We start from the raw sequence: 18,798 nt of genomic DNA, 5'->3' as shown, positions 1-18,798 counted from the left end.
TCTGAAATAATGCGGAGGAACATGGGGCAAAAACGCTGACAAACAGCAGGTTTGCACAGAGTCCTCCGCATTATGGCCACCTGATGATAAGTCAAGTAATGGAGAGGTGGTCATTATTTCACGAAGGGCTTCACGTAGGCCGGAGGGATCAGCCGGACCTCATGTCCAAGCTTGCCAATCTCTCGACCCCAGTAATGTGCACCACCACAGGCTTCCATCGCCACGACGCAAGGCGGCAAAGCCTCAAAGAACCCCAGCACCTGCGTGCGCCGCAGCTTCTTCCGTAGCACCGCACCGCCTGCGGCGTCCGCCCCATGCACCTGGAACACATTCTTCGCCAGATCGAGCCCGACCGTGATAATCTCCGACATGACCGTCCTCCTTTGTGGATCATCGCAGACCCACCTTGGCACAGAGATGCCGTCGGGGGGCGGTCACATCATCAAAGCCATTCAGCATATGTATTCGTCCGGCGTGAGACCGCTAAATATCTTGAGCCTTCCGACGAAATAGTAGGCCGCTGTGAAGTCGGCGAGATGCACTCACAACTGATCGTGATTGTTGTTATGGAACCGCTGCACGGATGGTTCGGTTTCGTCAGGTGGTGCTCGATTCCATTTGCCTCGCAACTCATATCAGGTCACATCTGCCGTGAATATGCTGTAGTCCGGTGCCGGGCTGCTCGGCGAACCGGATGCCGTCGTCCATAGCCTAGCAGTTGATTACGGAGCAGCCAATGAGAGGAGGTCAGGATCGTGTGAATGGTATGCGGCGGTTCCGGCCCATTGATTTGATGTGTTCCTGACGCGTGACGCGCCTGCGACAAGGTCTGCGTCAGCAGATGGTGGTATCGCATGGCGGATGGTGGTGACGGGTTCGTGGGGCGGTGCGAGGTCGTTGAACCTCGGCGGCGCGGCAAGCGGCATTGGCCAGATGATGTGAAAGCGCGGATCGTGGCTGAAAGCCTGCAGCCCGGTATCCGGGTGGTGGATGTGGCCGCGCGCTATGATATTCTTCCTCATCATCTTTCGGATTGGCGTCGCCATGCACGACAAGGTCGGCTGGCCCTGCCAAGTCACTTGATGGACGCGCTTCATGGATCGCCGAAGGTCGAAGCGACGGAGCCTGCCTTTGTGCCGCTGTCCATTCTGCCCGAGCCTGCGGGTCAGTCGGTTTCATCTCCTTCAAAGGCGGCGGCGACCGGTGACGCCGGGGTGCTGATGATCGAGATCGCGTCCGATGTGATACTGCGCATTCCCGATGATGTGGCGGTGGAACGTGCGGTGGCTCTGGTGCAGGCGCTGCGGGGTGCGCCGTGATTGTCGCCGGGCAGCGTCTACCGATCCTGATCGCGACGCGACCGGTGGACTTCCGCTGCGGGCATCGGGGGCTGGAGCTGATTGTGCAGACCGAGCTGACGCTCGATCTGCATTCCGGGGTGACGGTAATCTTCCGATCAAAGCGCGGGGACAGGATGAGAATCCTAGTCTGGGACGGAACCGGTCTCGTGCTGGTTTACAAGGCCTTGGAACAGGGAAGCTTTGCCTGGCCGAAGGTACAAGACGGGACGATGCGGCTGTCGCGGGCCCAGTTTGAAGCATTGTTCGAAGGGCTGGACTGGCGGCGGGTTGTGGCGCAACGGGTGTTTGCGTCTCGTGCGGCGGGATGAATTTGGCCCTGTTTTGGTGTTGTTTTATTGGCCTTTCCTGCCCGGAACGGTTATGAATCCGCATGTTGCAGCCCTTCGATCTCAGCCTGTTTCCGGACCTCCCGCCCGAGGTTGTGAAGGCGTTCGAGGCCGCGCAATTCGAGCTGTCGGTCGAGCGTGCGGCGCGCCAGCATGAGCAGGCGGTGGTGGCCGAGAAGGACGCCTTCATCACCGAGTTGAAGGCACTGATCGAGAAGCTGGAAGGCCAGGTCGGGCAATACCGGCATGCGAAGTTTGGGCCTAAATCCGAGAAGCTGGACCCCGCGCAGCTCGAATTGGCGCTGGAGGAACTGGAAGCCGCCATCGCCGAGACCCAGGAACAGATTGCCGCGGTCGAGGCGAAGATCGCGGCCAGCGGGACCGATCCCGAGAAGAAGGCACCGCGCAAGAAGCGCAAGGCGCGCGCCTTGCCGGAACACCTGCCGCGCGTCGAGCGTATCATCGAGCCTAACAGCATTGCTTGCCCTTGCGGCTGTGGCGACATGGTCAAGATCGGCGAGGATCGGGTCGACCGGCTGGATTACATCCCGGCGCGCTATCAGGTGATCGTCACGATCCGCCCTAAATACGCCTGCCCCAAGGGGCGCGCGGGTGTAGTTCAGGCCAAAGCCCCGGCGCATCTTCTGGAGGGCAGCTGGTCCACCGAGGCGCTGCTGGCCCAGATTGCCGTGTCCAAGCATTCCGAGCACATGCCGCCGAACCGGCAGGCCATGGTCATGGCCCGTCACGGCGTGCCGATCGACCGCTCGGTTCTGGCTGACTAGATGGGTCGGACCGGCGCGCTGATTGCGCCCGTGGTCGATCACATGGGCAAGCGCCTGATGTCGGAAAGTTCTCGGCTCTATGTCGACGAAACCACCGCCCCGGTGCTGGATCCCGGGCGCGGCAAAACCAAGACTGGCTACCTTTGGGCGGTCTTGCGCGACGACCGTGGCTGGAATGGCCCCGCACCGCCGGGTGTCGTGTTCCACTATCGGCCCGGGCGTAAAGGCGAATATGCCGCCGAAATATTGCACGGCTTCAACGGCACGATCCAAGTTGATGCTTACGGCGCCTATACTCACCTTGCCACACCAAAACGCACGGGCGGCGATCCATTGCGTCTGGCGTTCTGCTGGGCGCATGGACGACGCAAACTGATCAAGGCCAAACCCACGAAGGGTTCGCCTATCGTGAACAAGGCGCTGTTGCGCATCGCCACGCTCTACAAGATCAAAGACCAAATCCGTGGCTCGGATCCTGATCAGCGCCGGGCCGTCCGGCAGGAACTGTCTCGTCCATTCGTCGATGAATTCTTCGCCTGGCTGCAGGCGCAGGCCCGGCAGGTCTCGCGCAAGTCCGATCTCGGCAAGGCCATGGCCTATATGCTGAAGCGTCAGGACGGCTTCCGCCTGTTCCTGGACGATGGTCACGTCGATATCGACTCAAACCTCGTCGAGAACGTCATCCGCAGCCCTGCCATGAATCGCCGCAACGCACTTTTTGCCGGTCATGACGAAGGCGGCCGGAACTGGACACGCTGCGCCAGCCTGATCGGCTCCTGCAAGATGAATGGCGTCGAGCCATACGCCTATCTGAAGGACCTGTTCACGAAGCTGGCCAACGGTCATCTCGACAAGGACATCGACGCGTTGATGCCATGGGCCTACGGCCAGCGGGCAGATGGCTCATAAGGACCTCGTCTCGTAGTTCCTGACGAGCTACCAGCAGACCTCAGCTTCACGCGATCAATCAAACGCAACTGAAAAATCAATGGGCCGCGGCCGCCGCTTACTGTGAATGCGGTAGCGAACAGCCTTGAGCAGATATTCTAGAAATTCCACGCGGCCTTGCGATCCGCCTTGTCCACGAGTTGCACGATCGTAAACTTTCTGGCTCGGTCAATGCCAACAAGGAGGTAGAGCTTGCCCTCCACAGTTTGAACCTCGGCTATGTCGATATGAAAGAAGCCTCTCTCGGCAGCATGCTGCGCTTGCGCCTGCAGGGTGACAGTATATCGCGCTCCCGTGACGAACTTGTCCCGTATTCCTTCCTTCCGAGCCCGAGAAAAAACGCACCGTCAAACTGTGAAATTTAACACCTAGGCTCACGTCATCCCGAAACCTGACCCGGGGCATGCGACGCCGCTGTGACCGAATTTGTTGCCACAGGAACAATCTGCACACCGGTTTTCCGCAGAATTAGACGCAGCCGCGAAAAGCTGTCTCGGGAACTGCCCGGCTCGGAAAGTGAAAGAAAGCCGTCCAGTTCCGGCCAAGCGCGAATAGCCTGGTCCAGTGCGGGATCTGTGCCGTCTTTATACAACCCCGCGCGAACCATCATTTCAGATTCTGAATATGTTCCCATTAACTTGCGTGCAGCAAGGAGCAATTGATTCTCGTCTGCGCTGGCGCATCCGGGCAGGCTTCGTGAGACTGACCTCAGCAAATCTATTGCCGGATATCGTCCGCGTTCGGCAATTTTCCGGTCCATCACGACATGGCCATCAAGAACACCACGCAGGATATCTGCGACAGGTTCTTCCATGTCTGATCCAGCGACAAGAACCGAGAAGATGGCCGTAATGTCACCTGCCGCGGCAGATCCCGGCCCCGCACGTTCGCAAAGCGACATAATCTGATGCGCTGTGGAGGGCGGATACCCGCGCAACGCTGGAAGCTCGCCAGCCGCGATTGCAACCTCCCGATGCGCTTCGGCAAATCGCGTGATTGAATCCACGAGTAATAAGACATGCGCGCCCTGATCCCGAAAATGTTCGGCAACTGCCATCGCAGCCAATGGACAGCGCCGTCGGACAAGTGGTGATCTATCAGACGTTGCGGCGACGACGACTGACCGCTTCATACCATCCTCACCAAGTGTGGTATCGACAAACTCCCGAAGCTCGCGGCCGCGTTCGCCAACAAGAGAAACAACAACAACATCGGCGTCGATCTGGCGTGCAAGGCTGGCCAGCAAGCTCGACTTACCAACGCCCGATCCCGCAAAAAGCCCAAGCCGTTGACCGCGCGCAATCGGGAGGAACGTATTGAAAACAGCGTGCCCGGTTTCCAGGCGCGCGCCCAGGGGCCTCCGGCTTGCTGGATCCGGGGGATCACATCGCAATTCCCGTCTTCCGCTTCCGGCCGACAGCGGCAAACCATCCAGCGCCTTTCCGAACGGATCAATCACGCGCCCGATCCATTCATCTGAAGGTGCCAGAGTATTGCGGCCCAGGACTGCGACCCGGTCTTCCAAAGTCACGCCTTCTACGTTGCCCTCTGGCAACATCGCGACCATAGCGTTGCGGATCATCAAAGCCTCACCGCCAAGCGGCGCGTTATCCCGACGGAACAGGCTTAATCTGTCGCCGATCCGCGCGTCACCGGCGATGCCGCGCACCCAGATCAGCGCGCCCTCGACCTCAGCCACACGACCCACCGCCCGAACAGGTTCAAGACTGGTGATTTTTTCCCTCAGATCGGTAATCCCTCGATTTTGCATCGAACGCTCCTGAAATGTTCCACAAACCTTTTCTAAAGGAATCAGGGTTAAGCCTTGGTTGAAGCCAATCGAGGGAGAAGCCCCGGTGTATCAAAACCTAGAAATTTTCCGTACCGCCATTTCGCTGGCGCAGCACGCAGGAACACGCCAAGCCGTGATTTCACAGAACATCGCGAATGCCGATACCCCGGACTATCTTGCGAGACAGGTCGGTGATTTTGCCAGCTTCGCCAACCAAACCGGTGGAGTCCCAAAAGCAACCCGTGCCGGACACTTGAACGGGAACATCTCACCAGCCACGCCTGAGATCAGCGTCAAGGAAGGCGCGTCGGACAGTCCGAACGGCAACGGTGTTTCCGTCGAGATGGAAATGGTCAAGGCTGTGGAGGCGAAACGCAATCACGATCAGGCGCTCGCGGTCTATAAATCCAGCCTCAATATCCTGCGCGCCAGCCTTGGCCGGGGCTGACCCAGAAAGGACACCATATGAGTGCGTTTTCCGACTCGCTATTTGTCTCTGCCAGTGGACTACAAGCACAGGCCAAACGACTTCGGCTGGTTTCAGAGAATATAGCCAACGCAGATACGCCCGGCTATCGCCGCAAACTTGTCCCGTTCGAAACAGAAATGAACCGGGCGACCGGCGTCGGCAGTGTGGCGACTGGCCGGGTGACGCTCGACAGGACGGAACTCGACAAAATTCACGACCCTTCGCATCCGATGGCAGACCAAACCGGTCATTACGAAGCCTCCAATGTGGATTTGATTATCGAGATGGCAGACGCCCGTGAAGCCCAGCGCAGCTACGAGGCCAACCTGAAAATGTTCGATCAGGCCCGGCAAATGTCGAGCGGATTGCTTGAGCTACTAAGACGCTAATTTCAAAGGGAGACCAGAATGGACATCCAATCGCTTTTCGCTGCCCAAAGCTACACCAGTAGCAAACCCGCCCTTCAGCCCGTACCGGAAACCACCCAAGGCGCGAAGGAAGCCTTCGTCAATGTGGCAGAAGACTTCGCCCAAACCGTTCAGGCCGGCGAGGAAACTGCGAAGGCCGCGATGGTCGGACAGGCTGATCCACACGCACTGGTTCAGGCACTGGCACAATCAGAACTGGCTGTCGAAACCGCAGTAACGGTCCGTAATAAGGTGGTCGAGGCATATCAGGAAATCCTTCGGATGCCGGTCTAGGGCGCGATTATGCTGAGTGACGCAATTTTCTACGACACGTTGCGACAAGGGCTGTGGGTGGCAGTGATCACATCGGTCCCGATCCTGACGGTCGCCCTGATCGCTGGCGTCGGCGTTGGATTGTTTCAGGCTCTGACCTCAGTTCAGGAAATGACCCTGACTTTCGTGCCAAAGATGATCGCGATCGTGGTCGTTTTCTGGCTCTCGATGAGCTTCATGACACAAACCTTGGTGGCCTTTTTTCATGACCACCTCATGCCTTTGATTATCGGAGGATAGAATGGAAAACGCAGGGTATACGACACTCACCCGCCAATCCGGCCTGAAGCGCGAAATGCAAGTCGTCGCCAACAATATCGCCAACGCGGCGACCACCGGCTTCAAGCAGGAAGGGCTGCTTTTCTCAGAATATATCATGCGTTCGAAAGGCGGAGACAGCCTGTCCATGGCGTCGGCCCGCGTTGCCGAAACCTCGCTCTCGCAAGGGGAGTTGACCAAGACCGGCAACGCATTTGACCTGGCGATCGAGGGCGATGGTTTCTTCATGGTGCAGACGCCGGATGGCAATCGGCTGACCCGCGCGGGCATGTTCACACCCGACGCGCAGGGCAATCTGGTCACTGCGGACGGGCATCCGGTGCTGGATCTGGGCGAGACGCCTGTGTTTGTGCCCGCCGGGGACGGGCCTGTCAGCATCGCACCGGATGGCACGATCAGTGCCAATGGTCAGCCGCTGGGACAAATCGGTATCTTCGCGCCTGTGAACCCACGCGAAATGATCCGTGAAGGCAGCGTGCTTTTCCGCAGCGAGGCTGGGTCTGAACCCGTCGAAGAAGCGCGTGTCATCCAGGGGTTTCTTGAGGCGTCGAATGTCGATCCGATCAGTCAGCTTGCCCGCATGATCGAGGTACAGCGCGCCTACGAGATGGGCCAAAGCTTCATGGATGCCGAAGACGAACGCATCCGCACCGCAATGAAAACACTAATCAAATAGATCATTACAGGAGAGCATAATGCGTGCCCTGAAAATTGCCGCCACCGGGATGAGCGCTCAGCAGATGCGGGTCGAGGTTATCTCGAACAACCTGTCGAACATGAGTACAACAGGCTATAATGCGCGTCGCGCGGAATTTGCCGACCTGCACTACCAGCAGGTCAGCCGCGCCGGATCTATAAATGCCTCTGACGGCACCGTTTTGCCAACCGGCGTTCAGCTTGGACTGGGTGTCAGGCCCGCCTCCGTGTCGGTACAATTGCAACAAGGGGCGCTCTCGGCGACCGGTGGCGATCTGGATATCGCCATTGATGGTCAGGGCTATCTGGAGGTCACTCTGCCGTCAGGCCGGGCCGCCTATACCCGCGACGGCGGGCTGAAGCGCAGCGCCGACGGCTTGATCGTCACATCTGAAGGGTTTCCCGTCGCGCCGGATATCGTGATCCCATCCGATGCGCGTTCAATCTCTATCAACGGTGATGGAGAGGTCTACGCCTATTTCAACGACACCACCGAAGCGCAGGTCTTGGGCCAGTTCAACCTTGCTGGCTTCACCAACCCAAAGGGATTGGAGGCGATGGGCAGCAATCTTTTTGTGGAGACCGAAGCCTCCGGTCCGGCGCTGACCGCGTCACCCGGCGAGGACGGGTTAGGCACCTTGCGGCAAGGATATCTTGAAGACAGTTCTGTCGATGCGGTTCGCGAAGTCACTGAATTGATCGAGGCACAACGAGGTTATGAGCTGAACGCCAAGGTCATTTCCGCCGCGGACCAGATGCTGGGCGCGACAACGCAGGTGAGGTGATGAGAACGCTCCTCACTTCCCTTTTCTGCCTGCTCGCGGTGCCCGCAGTTGCCGAGACGTTGATCGCCGCGCGCACGATCCGGGCGCAAATGCTGTTGTCGGCACAGGACCTGCTGGTTTCGGAAACGACAATCCCCGGCGCGCTAGCCAACCTCGAAGACGCAGTTGGACAGGAAGCGCGGGTGACGATCTATGCAGGCAGGCCGGTGCGAACGGGTGACGTTGGCCCGCCGGCGATTGTTGACCGAAACGACATTGTCACGCTGATTTTCGAGCAGGGCGGCCTGCGGATAACTTCGGATGGCAGATCACTGGGACGCGGCGGTGAAGGCGACCGTATCCGCGTCATGAACCTGAGTTCCCGAACCAGCGTGTTCGGGCAGATCGATCCTCAAGGGCAGGTGGTTGTATCACAATGAAAAAGACGACGCTTATCATCGTCGGCCTCTGCGCCGGCCTCGCAGGGTGCGGACGGATGGATCACATCGGAAAGGCACCGGATTTCACGCCGGCCAACCGGGGCCCGGAACATCAAGCCATGGTATTTGCCGGCTTGCCGGAAACCACCACGCGACTTGCGCCGCATGACGAAGCATCTTTGTGGAGCGGAAGTCGGCGTTCGCTGCTGGGCGACCGACGCGCCGAGAAGCGCGGTGATATCATGACCGTTGTAATCGAAATTGATGAAAAAGCCGAAATTTCAAACGCCACATCCAGATCACGAAGCGGGTCGGAAAGTCTTGGCCTGCCGCAACTGTTCGGCTTGCCGCAAAGGGTGAACGAGAAGATGCCCGAAGGCAGCAGCCTTGACGACGCCGTTTCGATCAGCAGTGCCAGTGATTCCAGTGGCGATGGTTCAGTGCGCCGAAATGAAAAGCTGACTTTGCGCGTTGCGGCGACAGTGACGGATGTCCTGCCCAATGGCGTCCTTTCCATCGAGGGCCTGCAAGAAGTTCGCGTAAACTACGAGATCCGCGAGTTGGTTGTTTCCGGCTATGTCCGCCCGGAGGACATCTCGCGGATGAATGAAATTACTTATGACAAAATTGCGTCGGCGCGCATCTCTTACGGTGGCCGCGGGCAGATCTCCGACATGCAACAACCCAGAGTCGGTCAACAAGTCCTGGATGCAGTTCTTCCTTTCTGAGGTACCACATGATCAAGCTCATAATTCCTCTCACTTTGGCAGCGATCGGAACCGGATCTGGTATCGCTGCGGCGATTTTTCTGGCACCACCAGCTGAAGAGACGAACACAGCGAACGTCGCCCCCTGTGGTCCTGATGCCGTGCAACACACAGCAAAGAGAAAAGAGCATGAGCGAAACACCGGCACCGACTACGAATTCGTCAAGCTTAACAATCAGTTTGTGGTTCCGATCGTTCATGGCGAACGCGTAAAATCCCTGGTGGTGGTTTCGCTTGCGCTCGAAATTGCGCCCGAAAGTAAGGACTTGGTGTTCGCCAAAGAACCGAAGCTACGAGGCGTCTTTCTTCAATCCATGTTCGACCATGCGAATCTTGGTGGTTTTGACGGCAATTTCACGGGGTCAAATCAACTAAATATCCTGCGACAAGATCTTTATCAGGATGGTCGTGCAGTGCTGGGCCCCGCGCTGAAAAGTGTGCTTATTGTTGAAATTGCCAGACAGGACGCCTGAACAAACCAGTATCTCGATCTCAACTTTTTCAGATATCGTTGTTGGCGCATGCAGGCTTCAACAAATCACTGGGCCGGCTACATCATAGATGGTCGAAACCTATTTTGACGCGGTGGTCAGCTTTCTGAACGCTGTGCGGCAGCGCCAGTTTGGGGCAGGTTTCGCCGCCCTTGGGCTGTTCGGGCAATTGATGGCAACCTTGCTGGCACTCCCACTGTTCATGAACGCCGCCACGCAGATCGAGCCTGTCCTCTGTTCGACGCTATCCGGATGTGTGTCAAGCTGCTGCTGATCGCTCTCATCTTCCAAAACGTGACACTATCGATTTGACCTGCCACTAGTTTTTCATCCGGCCGCGACCGGAGTACGCCGAGGGTTTACGCCAATCGGCGCAAGTTGAGCAATCGCCCGACGCGCGGAGCTTTCATCTTGTGCAGCGGGGCGGGCGATTGCGGTGGTCAGGGTCCGTGCGTAGTCGACCGGAGTTTGATAAGCTGCGGCCGGATGCGGGCGTTTGGTGTTATAGTCGTCTGCCCAACCGGCGATCGCCACGCGGGCATGGGCCAAGTTGTGGAATATGGCCTTCCTGTTGTAAAAGGCACCTTCCGACACAAATCCGCGCATTTCGCGCCGGCGTCATGCTCTGACAGGATGCCGATGATCTGCTCGTCTGTGAAGCGTCTTCGCCTCATCGTCCGTCCTCAAGTTGCTACGCACTCTAATCGACGCTGGCGGAAAAATCCCGTGGCAGGTCAGATCCATCGAAACTATGATCGATGGGAAAGAAATCTGGAAGAGAAAGTTCGTGAACTGACAGACGTCGCCAAAAAAGCGACCAACTGTCAGATCACAGCTGAATCGCCACACCTTGCTTGACCATTTCTACCCCGATTTCATGATTACCAACTCCAATAACCTGTCAGCGTCGCGAGCCATCCGTTCTCTGCCGTGTTGTTGCGTCGCGTTTGTCACCAGCCCCTCGGCAGCCTGATTTCGCGCAAAGGCCCGACGGACGTCTTCCAACTGTGTCAGCTTCCGCGCTGTCAACAAAGCCAATTGTCCATTAAGCTGAGTTTGCCGCTGTGTAGCCCAGCTTCGCCAGGCAGAATCCGCGCCCGCGATGGCCCGCGCCTGTAGCTCCGATGCGCCACTAAATCGGGACTTCCCAAGCGTTGTCAATTCCGACAATTCATTCCGGATCTGTTTCTGTTGCAGTTCAATGTTCTGGAGTTGAGACATCTGCTGTTTGAGTTGCATGTCCATCATCTCTGCAAGAGCCTTCAGTTTGCCGGTCATCTTCTAAACCCTTTCGCGCGCTGCCGCATGTCTTCAGCAAACCTGATGGCTGCGGCGACCGGTTTGTAATGTTCCGGGGCGATCATCTGCCCGACTTCAGTGGATGCGAACAAAGCCCGTGTTGCCGGTGGGTCAGAATGCATGGGCACACCATTTTCCTGTGCAACTTCGCGAATGCGCCGAGCGATTTCATCCACGCCTTTTGCCACGCAAACCGGTGCTTCGCCGGCTGCGCGGCTCCATTTTAAAGCCACCGCGTAATGCGTCGGGTTCACAAGAACAACATCGGCCTGAGCGACGTCAGAAACCATCTGTTTTCCGACGATTTCCTGCGCTTTGGCACGACGAGCCTGACGCATATATGGGTCGCCTTCTGACTCCTTGTGCTCGTCACGCATCTCTTTATGTGACATCCGGTTCTTGCGCATCAACTCTGCATGTTGCCAGAAAAAATCCAGCGCCCCAATTGCCGCCGAGATTATCACGACGATTATCAGGAACTGCATCGACAGCTTGGCGAGCAGCATAATCGCAGTTGCTGGATCCGACCGGACGGACCCCAAAATTTCGTCCATTCGGGCACGGATTAAAACTGCCAGGCAAATTGAATATATGAGAAGTTTCACAAAACTCTTGCCAAACTCAAAAAACCCGTTGCGACCGAATTTGTTCTTGGCGTTTGCGATGAGGGAAATTCGGGAGAGTTTCGGTTGCAGTTTGGTCGGCGCAAAAACAAGGGCGCGTTGGGCAATCAGGCTTAGCACAACCAATACCGCCGGAAACACGAACAAAGGCATGATATTTGTCAAAACTCCACTGCTTAAGCCGACAACTGGCGTGGTGGCACCGGGCCTAAAAAAAATCTGCGCCAAATCGTCAGGTCGATCGAGAAATCCAACCAGCAACGACCCAAATTTAAACGCCGCCGTGGCTCCAACAGCATAGAATGCCAAAAGTAGCCCCAAATAGGACGCCCAAGTCGAGATGTCGGTCGATTTTGCAACCTCGCCCTTCTTGCGGGCCTGATCCAGTTTTCGCTGGGATGGTTCGTGACTTTTGTCACTGTCATCGTCACCCTGCGACATGCGTCAGGGGGCCAACGGCGCGGACAGAAACGTATCAAAGCCTTGAACCCAAACGGCGAGCAGCGTGGGTGCCAGAACAAACATCATCGCCAAGGCCCCCAGTGTTATGACCGGTGCCCCGACAAACGCGACCATGAGCTGCGGCATGGCTCGGTTAATGACGCCAAGAGTCAGGTTGTAAAGTACTGACAGAATTATAAAAGGTGCCGCAAGCGTAAAGGCCGTAGCAAAAGCCTTAGCCGTACGGGCAATGCCCAAAGAAGCCAGAGAACTTGGGTCGGGAAACGCACCAAACGGCAAAATCAGGTAGGAATTCGTCAAGAATAATACAATCTTGACCTGATATCCGGTGGCGAAAAGCAATGCGAGGCCACCGACCGTCAGCAGGTTTCCGATCGCAGGCATCGGCTCTGCTCCGGTATTGCCGGCGATCTGCGAAAGGGATGTCGACTGCGCCGCGATGGATCCCGCGATCTGAAGCCCCAGAATCAACAGCCTCAAAAACAACCCGATCGCCAGACCATTCGTGCTCTCGCTTGCGGCAAGCGGCGCAAAACCCGCCAGCCCGCCTTTCATTTCCGGCAGGTTCGGCCAGATGGACGGCGCAACGGCAAGACTGAGCGCAACGGAGATTGCCAGCTTGATGCGAACGGGAATGCTCCGCTCGCCAACGCCCGGCAGAACAAGGATTGCGGTGCCGATCCTTAGAAACACCACGAAAAGCGCCCAGAGCCAGATCGAGCTTTGTGAAAGAAGGTTTTCCATTGCAGTCATGCTGCCACCACACCGACAAGCGCCGGCCGAGCTTCGATGCCAATTTCTTCGAAAGACAGGACCGGCGTGTTAATCCCCTTGGCCGCCAAAACGGTTCGGATGAACCTGCGGCGCCGGCCAGATGTAACGACGGCGGGGCTGACACCGCGCTCTCCGGCCTTGGAGATCTGCTCTGCCACGCGCGCCGTCAACCGTTCAAAATCGTCCGGCGGCAGAGCGACATCCAGCCCGCCTTTGTCACTCTCGATCTGAAACCGGCTGAACGTGTCTTCCCATTCGGGCGCCAGCTGGATTAGCGGAATGGAACCGTCATCGCGTGAAACAGTCGAAACCAACTGGAACCCAAGCCTCTGCCGGACGTGCTCACAAATGCCGTCCGGGTTCGCGTGAAGGCGACGCGCCTCAGCAATCGCTTCGAGGATCAACGGCATGTTTCGGATCGACACCTGTTCTTCCAGCAGCAGCCGCAGCACCGAATGTAGAAGGTCGACGGGCACACGATCAGGAATAAGTTCTTCCAGCAATTTGCGGTTTGCATCTGCACGCGTTTCGTTTGAAAGGGCGGTCATCTCATCAAGCAGACGCCTTAGGGCCTTCAGCGTCAGCAGGCGCGAGAAGTTTCGCTTGATGGTTTCCAGAAGATGCGTGGCAAGGATCTCTGCCGGGGTTACAATAGTCGCTCCGGTCAGTGCAGCCTTTTCCTGATCCGCAGGTTTGATCCACCGCGCGGGCGCACCGTAAACAGGTTCGGTTACAGTCGCGCCTGGCGGTAGATTGTCGGACGCGTCCGGGACCAGCGCAAGAACCATGTCGGGATTGAGTTCGGCTTTCGCGGTCTCGACTCCCTGGATCCTGATGACATAGGTGCCACTCGACAGGCTTGCATCGTCGGTCAACCGAATTTCCGGCATGATCAGACCATAAGCGCTCGCAATGTGACTCCGCATATTGGTGATCCGCACATCAAGCCCGGATCCGGGGTCGAGCACCATATTTACCAGATCCGGCGCGAATTGCACATGAATGTCGTCGAGATCAAGAACATCGCCTATCAGAGGCGCTTTGGGCATGATCTCTGTCTCAGCGTCGTCATTCGAATTTTTTGCTTCCTCGGACTGATTGCGAGAGACCATAAAGGCGGCACTGCCCAACCCAAGCGCGCCCAAAATGAACGGAATGAAAGGCAGTCCGGGAACAAGAGCGAACATCGCCATGAACACAGCTACCGTCCCCAAAGCCGTTGGGTGTTTTCCAATCTGCGTCATAAGGGCAACGTCTGTCGCGCCGACGGCGCCGCCGCGCGCCAACAGAAGCGCTGCTGCGACCGAGATGATGACGGCAGGGATCTGCGTCACCAACCCATCGCCAACTGTAAGAATTGCGTAGGTCTCAAACGCACTGCCCAAAGGCATCCCCTGCACGACAACACCCATAATCAGGCCCATAACAAGGTTAAGCAGCGTTATCAGAAGACCTGCGACAGCATCACCCTTCACAAATTTTGACGCGCCATCCAATGATCCGAAAAAAGTCGTTTCCTGCTGTTCTTTTTCTCGACGCGCACGCGCCTCTTCGTGGGTGATTGCGCCTGCGCTGAGATCGCTGTCAATTGCAAGCTGTTTGCCGGGCATCCCGTCCAGCGCAAATCGCGCACCGACTTCAGCCATACGCGCGGCACCTTTGGTGATCACCATGAAGTTCACGATAAGAAGCACGCCAAAGACCACAAGCCCAAGAAAAACGCTGCCGCTCATCACGAAACTGGCGAAACTCTCAATAACATTGCCGGCTGCATGCGTCCCTTCATGCCCTTGACCAATGATCAGTTTGGTCGACGACACGTTCAGGGACAATCGCAGCATCAACGAGGCCAAAAGCACAGTCGGGAAGGCTGCAAAATCCAACGGTTTTTCGATAAAAAGCGTAACTGTGAAGATTAACACGGCCAAGGCAAACGACGCCGCAAGGCCGACATCCAGCAGAAAGGCCGGTACCGGCAAGATCATCATCACAATCGTCGCCATCAGCGCGATCGTTAGAATGATCTTCGATTGCGAGAGCCCGCTGAACTGAAATTCCACGTCTCGACTCCAATAAGATAGCTACAGCGCGGTGGTCCTAGACAGTGCTGAAGCAACCCTTTTTGTGTTAAGGCCGATAGATTTCCGCAAAGTTAATCAAATTTGCGAGATCTGGGATTCACGCGCGATTTTACGATCGCGCCGTCAGCGTACGACAAATTCAGCATGAAGCGCGCCGGCGGCTTTTATGCTCTTGAGAATATCAATCATGTCGCGCGGATTGACGCCAAGGGCGTTCAGACCAGCGATGACTTCTGATAGGGATGTGCCGCCGGGCACCTCGGCAAGACTTGGGCCGGGTTCTTCGGTAATTTCGGCCTGACTGCGCGGTACGACAACCGTTTCACCATCGCTGAACGGGCTGGGTTGAACGGCAACAGGCTGCTCCGCAATCCTGAGCGTTAAGTTGCCCTGAGAAACGGCAACACGAGAAATTCGGACATCGGACCCCATGACAATGGTGCCGGAGCGCTGATCGACAACGACGCGGGCGCGACGTTCGGGTTCGATCACCAGATTTTCCACTCGAACGAGCGCGTGGGCCGGTGACGACGCGCCGGTCCGTTCAATATTCAGTTCAACGGTGCCGGAATCCAACATGCGCGCGACCGACCCCCGAAAATTGTTGTTCAGCGCCGTTTCTATCCGCGCCGCGGTTGTAAAGTCAGGCTCGCGCAATGCGAGTCGCAGCGTTGACAGCGAAGAAAAATCGAAGTCGACTTCGCGCTCGACGCGCGCCCCGGACGGAATAACACCCGAAGTGGGCACGCCTTGTATCACAGCTGCGGCCTCGCCTTCTGCGGACGCGCCGCCTGCAATCACCGTACCTTGGGCCACAGCGTAGATTTCGCCATCAGCAGCATTGAGTGGCGTCATCACCAATGTACCACCAAGCAGGCTTTTTGCGTCACCGATGGCCGACACTGTTACATCAACCTGCCCCCCCGCACGGGCGAAGGGCGGCAAGACGGACGTCACAAAGACCGCAGCCACATTTTTCGGCCTGAACTGTTCTCCCGAGACATTGACGCCAAGTCTTTCGAGGATATTGCTCATGATCTCTTCGGTGAAGGGCGCGTTTCGAAGGCCGTCGCCTGTTCCGTTCAAACCGACAACCAAGCCGTAGCCGACCAGATCATTGCCGCGCACACCGTCGAACTCGACCAGGTCTTTGATCCGAATGGATTGCGCCTGCGCGGGTAGCGAGATCAACAAGGAAATTCCCAATGCGACCCATTTCATCACAGTTTTCACCGGAGATACTCCAACAAGGACAGGCGAGCGGAACGCGCCGTCAGGGCATAAACCGTTTCCAACTGATACTGCACTTCTTCAAGTCGGCTGGCTGTTTCGTAGGGATCTGCCTCCAACAGTGAATTGCGGGCCTGTGAGAGACTGGAAACCTCGGCCGCATTGCGTATCGACGTCTCTTCAATCCGCGCCTCAAGGGTGCCGATCTTGGCGCGCAGATCGGTTATGTCGTCATTGACCGTCAGCAAGGCTGCGCCGGCATGGTTTTGCAAATCGACCTGAATACCCATTGGCAAACCGACGGATGCATCGGTCGCCAGCGCGGCAAGTGCAGTGTTCTTGAGGATATTTCGCAAGGTTTCATCGTCAGCGCGAAGCGCAATATCGGCAGTTTCCGTTTCGCCCAATCGAAGCGATGCAAGATCCTGGGTTCCGCCCTGATACATTACAGCGTCAAAACCGGCCGGCGCGGTGAACCAATTGTCAAGCGCGGTAATCACCCCTAAGGTTGTGGTCTGCCCTGAAATCGCGCCCCGAAGGGCCGTCATCAGGGTCGAAACATCTGCCAGCGGAGATTGGTCCGTTGAAGTCCCGGAAAGATAACTGCGACCGCCAGATTGCGTATTGAGCGCGCCGATCATCGCACCCAAACGATCGAGCGCTTCTGTCCCCAGCGCTTCACGCGTGGCCGGCAGAGTGTTCATTCCGACACCTGTCAACGGGGCTGCCAACGCCTGAGCCTCATCCTGAACCTTGCCAAGGATGGTTTGTAACGTACCGGCAATCTGGCTCGCTTCAGCTGTTGCGATGCTGTAACCTTCCAGCCTGGTCAGATTATGCTGAATACCCGCCAGCTGACGGAAATCACCGCCGACGCGCTCTGCCTTGTCGCGGACTTGCCCTGTCGCGATTTCAGAATTTAACTGGCCCATTTCGGATTTTATCCGGCTTTGGTGGAACCGCAGGGTCATACCCTGGGCAAGATCGCCAAGTGTCTGCATGGTCGCTCCTAAATGTTGAGAATGGCCTGTAGCATTTCATCCACGGTCTGAATGACACGAGCGTTCGCGGCATAACTGTTTTCGAACTCCATGAGCTTCTGAAGCTCGTAATCGGTATCAACGCCCTGGCCGCGTTCCAATTCTTTCAAGGTGTTCTGGGCGCTGGAGGCATAGGCAAGCGTATCATCAGCCCCCAATCGCAAGGATGACATCTGCGACAAGAGACCGGCCGCCAGGGCATCCGGGGTGGACAGGACGCTTGGCAGCGCGGATGAAGACGGCAAAGTGTTGGTTGAAAGCGCCTGCTTCAGCCCGTTGAGCAGCCCGGAATCCCCGACAACGCCTGGGGTCGTGGCACCGATACCTGCGCGCCATTTCCATAAACTGCCGCCGTCCTGCGCAAGAGATGAGTTTAGCTCCATCCGGCTGGCGAAGCCGGTTTCAAAACTCGGGTCGAACGGTGACCCCCAATCGGTGAACATGCCCGCACTGCCAGCCGTGATCGTACTATCGGCACTACCGGGCCCAAACCGTTCCGCAAGGTCGCGCGCCAACCCGTCGAGAGTCGCCTGCATGGCGGGTGCCGTTTCATCGCGGATCTGTAACTGGGCCCCCAACCTTCCGCCACGCAACGCGCCGCTGTCGGCAGATGTATCAACCGCACGTCCGTTCAATGTAAGGCCTGACAAATGACCGCCAGCCAAGGTCATTTGTGGTTCGATCTTACCAGTCGTTGCAAAGCCGACTTCAATTGCCGTACCTTCCAGCAGGATTGCCCCGCCCGTCGAATAAATTGCAATCGCTCCGCGCTCTCGTGCGACCGTGTGAACCGGAATCATTTCGCTGATTTCATCAACAGCTTTTTGGCGAGCGTCGAGAAAGCTTGACGTATCCTGTCCCTTATGGATTGCGCTGGAAATTTTCTTGTTCAGATCAACCACTCTGTTCAATGACGTGTTGAGTTGATCAACCATTTGGCCGATTTTTGCATCGGCGTCTTCGCGAGCGCTGCTGATACCGTCAGATATTGTGTTGATCGTGTTGACCAGCGCCTCTGCGCTGCGCGCGACGGCTCCCAACCGTTCCTCTGAATCCGGCCGAGAGGCTGCGGTGACAAGCGCACTGTCAAAATCCGCAATTACCTGTGACACGGACCCTGCTTCGCCGGGCAGGCCGATACCCGTCTCCATCCGCGCGGCAAAGCTCGCCAGATCACTTGCGTTGCCAAGCTCTGCGTCGGCCAATCGACGGTCCGCCAGAATCACCGGATCGACATGACGTAGGGTTCCGGTGATCGCGACGCCGCCATGACTGCCCGCTATCCGGCTTTCGACGGTTAATTCGCGGCGTCCATATCCATCGGTCAGGGCGTTCGCGATATTGGATGACACGTTGATCGTGGCGCGGGCAGAGGCGTTCAGCCCGCTCAGCGCATTGGAGAGTGCTCCATTCAGGGTCATCGTCTTCTCC

20 protein-coding genes and 5 pseudogenes are annotated in these 18,798 nt (G+C 57.3%); 13 read left to right on the top strand and 12 right to left on the bottom strand.

Annotated elements, in window-relative coordinates; all coding sequences use genetic code 11:
• Positions 1-116: 116 nt before the first annotated feature.
• Positions 117-371 (bottom strand): annotated as a pseudogene (locus tag B8991_RS05465) (IS110 family transposase); the annotation flags it as partial.
• Between the two features lie 483 nt (positions 372-854).
• Between B8991_RS05465 and tnpA the strand changes: the two are divergent.
• From tnpA to tnpC, 3 genes and pseudogenes are all read left to right on the top strand, one after another.
• Entirely contained in the window at positions 855-1,319 is a 465-nt protein-coding gene (gene tnpA, locus B8991_RS05460; RefSeq protein ID WP_084351085.1) for an IS66-like element accessory protein TnpA, read from the top strand.
• Entirely contained in the window at positions 1,316-1,669 is a 354-nt protein-coding gene (gene tnpB / locus B8991_RS05455) for an IS66 family insertion sequence element accessory protein TnpB (RefSeq protein WP_084351083.1), read from the top strand. Before tnpA ends, tnpB begins: the two co-directional genes overlap by 4 nt.
• A 62-nt stretch (positions 1,670-1,731) precedes the next feature.
• A pseudogene (gene tnpC / locus B8991_RS05450) lies at positions 1,732-3,381 on the top strand (IS66 family transposase).
• 99 nt (positions 3,382-3,480) lie between these two features.
• On the opposite strand, the pseudogene B8991_RS21845 reads toward tnpC, so the two are convergent.
• Both B8991_RS21845 and B8991_RS05440 read right to left on the bottom strand, forming a co-directional pair.
• Positions 3,481-3,659: pseudogene (locus B8991_RS21845) on the bottom strand (IS481 family transposase); the annotation flags it as partial.
• A 140-nt stretch (positions 3,660-3,799) separates the two neighbouring features.
• Positions 3,800-5,191, bottom strand: coding sequence for a FliI/YscN family ATPase (locus B8991_RS05440; protein WP_084351081.1), 1,392 nt, complete (start codon positions 5,189-5,191; stop codon positions 3,800-3,802).
• Positions 5,192-5,276: 85 nt separating this feature from the next.
• On the opposite strand from B8991_RS05440, the gene B8991_RS05435 reads away from it, so the two are divergent.
• The 10 genes from B8991_RS05435 to B8991_RS05390 all read left to right on the top strand — a co-directional run bounded on the left by B8991_RS05435 (position 5,277) and on the right by B8991_RS05390 (position 10,132).
• Complete coding sequence (locus B8991_RS05435; RefSeq protein WP_179141429.1) at positions 5,277-5,660, top strand: FlgB family protein; 384 nt, start codon at positions 5,277-5,279, stop codon at positions 5,658-5,660.
• A gap of 17 nt (positions 5,661-5,677) precedes the next feature.
• Complete coding sequence (gene flgC, locus B8991_RS05430; protein ID WP_084351077.1) at positions 5,678-6,070, top strand: flagellar basal body rod protein FlgC; 393 nt, start codon at positions 5,678-5,680, stop codon at positions 6,068-6,070.
• A gap of 18 nt (positions 6,071-6,088) precedes the next feature.
• Positions 6,089-6,382, top strand: coding sequence for a flagellar hook-basal body complex protein FliE (gene fliE / locus B8991_RS05425; RefSeq protein WP_084351075.1), 294 nt, complete (start codon positions 6,089-6,091; stop codon positions 6,380-6,382).
• A 9-nt stretch (positions 6,383-6,391) separates the two neighbouring features.
• Entirely contained in the window at positions 6,392-6,661 is a 270-nt protein-coding gene (locus B8991_RS05420; protein WP_084351074.1) for a flagellar biosynthetic protein FliQ, read from the top strand.
• A gap of 1 nt (position 6,662) precedes the next feature.
• Positions 6,663-7,376: a flagellar hook-basal body complex protein gene (locus B8991_RS05415; protein WP_084351073.1), complete on the top strand. Its 714-nt coding sequence runs from the start codon at positions 6,663-6,665 to the stop codon at positions 7,374-7,376.
• Between the two features lie 19 nt (positions 7,377-7,395).
• Positions 7,396-8,181: a flagellar basal-body rod protein FlgG gene (gene flgG / locus B8991_RS05410; protein WP_084351071.1), complete on the top strand. Its 786-nt coding sequence runs from the start codon at positions 7,396-7,398 to the stop codon at positions 8,179-8,181.
• Entirely contained in the window at positions 8,181-8,600 is a 420-nt protein-coding gene (flgA, locus tag B8991_RS05405; RefSeq protein WP_084351069.1) for a flagellar basal body P-ring formation chaperone FlgA, read from the top strand. The genes flgG and flgA overlap by 1 nt, the downstream gene beginning before the upstream one ends.
• A complete protein-coding gene (gene flgH / locus B8991_RS05400; protein WP_084351066.1) occupies positions 8,597-9,328 on the top strand; it encodes a flagellar basal body L-ring protein FlgH in 732 nt (243 codons plus the stop codon). The genes flgA and flgH overlap by 4 nt, the downstream gene beginning before the upstream one ends.
• A gap of 8 nt (positions 9,329-9,336) precedes the next feature.
• On the top strand, positions 9,337-9,840 hold the full coding sequence (locus B8991_RS05395) for a hypothetical protein (RefSeq protein ID WP_084351064.1): 504 nt from the start codon (positions 9,337-9,339) through the stop codon (positions 9,838-9,840).
• 88 nt (positions 9,841-9,928) lie between these two features.
• Positions 9,929-10,132: a hypothetical protein gene (locus B8991_RS05390; protein WP_084351062.1), complete on the top strand. Its 204-nt coding sequence runs from the start codon at positions 9,929-9,931 to the stop codon at positions 10,130-10,132.
• A 53-nt stretch (positions 10,133-10,185) separates the two neighbouring features.
• On the opposite strand, the pseudogene B8991_RS05385 reads toward B8991_RS05390, so the two are convergent.
• The 9 genes and pseudogenes from B8991_RS05385 to flgK all read right to left on the bottom strand — a co-directional run.
• Positions 10,186-10,425, bottom strand: a pseudogene (locus tag B8991_RS05385) (integrase core domain-containing protein); the annotation flags it as partial.
• Between the two features lie 17 nt (positions 10,426-10,442).
• Positions 10,443-10,532, bottom strand: a pseudogene (locus B8991_RS22385) (transposase); the annotation flags it as partial.
• A gap of 190 nt (positions 10,533-10,722) precedes the next feature.
• A complete protein-coding gene (locus tag B8991_RS05375) occupies positions 10,723-11,136 on the bottom strand; it encodes a hypothetical protein (protein ID WP_084351057.1) in 414 nt (137 codons plus the stop codon).
• A complete protein-coding gene (gene flhB, locus B8991_RS05370) occupies positions 11,133-12,221 on the bottom strand; it encodes a flagellar type III secretion system protein FlhB (protein ID WP_084351055.1) in 1,089 nt (362 codons plus the stop codon). Before flhB ends, B8991_RS05375 begins: the two co-directional genes overlap by 4 nt.
• Before the next feature lie 3 nt (positions 12,222-12,224).
• On the bottom strand, positions 12,225-12,995 hold the full coding sequence (locus tag B8991_RS05365) for a flagellar biosynthetic protein FliR (protein WP_084351053.1): 771 nt from the start codon (positions 12,993-12,995) through the stop codon (positions 12,225-12,227).
• The gene (gene flhA / locus B8991_RS05360) at positions 12,992-15,019 is read right to left on the bottom strand and encodes a flagellar biosynthesis protein FlhA (RefSeq protein ID WP_235866551.1); all 2,028 of its coding nucleotides are present in this window, start codon (positions 15,017-15,019) and stop codon (positions 12,992-12,994) included. Before flhA ends, B8991_RS05365 begins: the two co-directional genes overlap by 4 nt.
• Positions 15,020-15,220: 201 nt before the next feature.
• On the bottom strand, positions 15,221-16,318 hold the full coding sequence (locus B8991_RS05355) for a flagellar basal body P-ring protein FlgI (RefSeq protein WP_084351048.1): 1,098 nt from the start codon (positions 16,316-16,318) through the stop codon (positions 15,221-15,223).
• Positions 16,319-16,326: 8 nt separating this feature from the next.
• Complete coding sequence (locus tag B8991_RS05350; RefSeq protein WP_084351046.1) at positions 16,327-17,328, bottom strand: flagellin; 1,002 nt, start codon at positions 17,326-17,328, stop codon at positions 16,327-16,329.
• Between the two features lie 8 nt (positions 17,329-17,336).
• On the bottom strand, positions 17,337-18,788 hold the full coding sequence (gene flgK / locus B8991_RS05345) for a flagellar hook-associated protein FlgK (RefSeq protein WP_084351044.1): 1,452 nt from the start codon (positions 18,786-18,788) through the stop codon (positions 17,337-17,339).
• Positions 18,789-18,798 lie beyond the last annotated feature (10 nt).

Origin of the sequence: Primorskyibacter flagellatus, assembly GCF_900176485.1 — a bacterium.
Lineage (GTDB): Bacteria > Pseudomonadota > Alphaproteobacteria > Rhodobacterales > Rhodobacteraceae > Primorskyibacter > Primorskyibacter flagellatus.
The sequence above is the reverse complement of the archived record's forward strand: the minus strand, read 5'-3'. Positions and strand labels throughout refer to the sequence as shown.

Excerpts from the sequence above, each read along its gene's own strand:
- tnpA (WP_084351085.1), top strand. The coding sequence starts at position 855 with ATGGCGGATGGTGGTGACGGGTTCGTGGGGCGGTGCGAGGTCGTTGAA.
- B8991_RS05440 (WP_084351081.1), bottom strand. The coding sequence starts at position 5,191 with ATGCAAAATCGAGGGATTACCGATCTGAGGGAAAAAATCACCAGTCTT.
- flgC (WP_084351077.1), top strand. The coding sequence starts at position 5,678 with ATGAGTGCGTTTTCCGACTCGCTATTTGTCTCTGCCAGTGGACTACAA.
- fliE (WP_084351075.1), top strand. The coding sequence starts at position 6,089 with ATGGACATCCAATCGCTTTTCGCTGCCCAAAGCTACACCAGTAGCAAA.
- B8991_RS05420 (WP_084351074.1), top strand. The coding sequence starts at position 6,392 with ATGCTGAGTGACGCAATTTTCTACGACACGTTGCGACAAGGGCTGTGG.
- B8991_RS05415 (WP_084351073.1), top strand. The coding sequence starts at position 6,663 with ATGGAAAACGCAGGGTATACGACACTCACCCGCCAATCCGGCCTGAAG.
- flgG (WP_084351071.1), top strand. The coding sequence starts at position 7,396 with ATGCGTGCCCTGAAAATTGCCGCCACCGGGATGAGCGCTCAGCAGATG.
- flgA (WP_084351069.1), top strand. The coding sequence starts at position 8,181 with ATGAGAACGCTCCTCACTTCCCTTTTCTGCCTGCTCGCGGTGCCCGCA.
- flgH (WP_084351066.1), top strand. The coding sequence starts at position 8,597 with ATGAAAAAGACGACGCTTATCATCGTCGGCCTCTGCGCCGGCCTCGCA.
- B8991_RS05395 (WP_084351064.1), top strand. The coding sequence starts at position 9,337 with ATGATCAAGCTCATAATTCCTCTCACTTTGGCAGCGATCGGAACCGGA.
- B8991_RS05390 (WP_084351062.1), top strand. The coding sequence starts at position 9,929 with ATGGTCGAAACCTATTTTGACGCGGTGGTCAGCTTTCTGAACGCTGTG.
- B8991_RS05375 (WP_084351057.1), bottom strand. The coding sequence starts at position 11,136 with ATGACCGGCAAACTGAAGGCTCTTGCAGAGATGATGGACATGCAACTC.
- flhB (WP_084351055.1), bottom strand. The coding sequence starts at position 12,221 with ATGTCGCAGGGTGACGATGACAGTGACAAAAGTCACGAACCATCCCAG.
- B8991_RS05365 (WP_084351053.1), bottom strand. The coding sequence starts at position 12,995 with ATGACTGCAATGGAAAACCTTCTTTCACAAAGCTCGATCTGGCTCTGG.
- flhA (WP_235866551.1), bottom strand. The coding sequence starts at position 15,019 with ATGGCGACGATTGTGATGATGATCTTGCCGGTACCGGCCTTTCTGCTG.
- B8991_RS05355 (WP_084351048.1), bottom strand. The coding sequence starts at position 16,318 with ATGAAATGGGTCGCATTGGGAATTTCCTTGTTGATCTCGCTACCCGCG.
- B8991_RS05350 (WP_084351046.1), bottom strand. The coding sequence starts at position 17,328 with ATGCAGACACTTGGCGATCTTGCCCAGGGTATGACCCTGCGGTTCCAC.
- flgK (WP_084351044.1), bottom strand. The coding sequence starts at position 18,788 with ATGACCCTGAATGGAGCACTCTCCAATGCGCTGAGCGGGCTGAACGCC.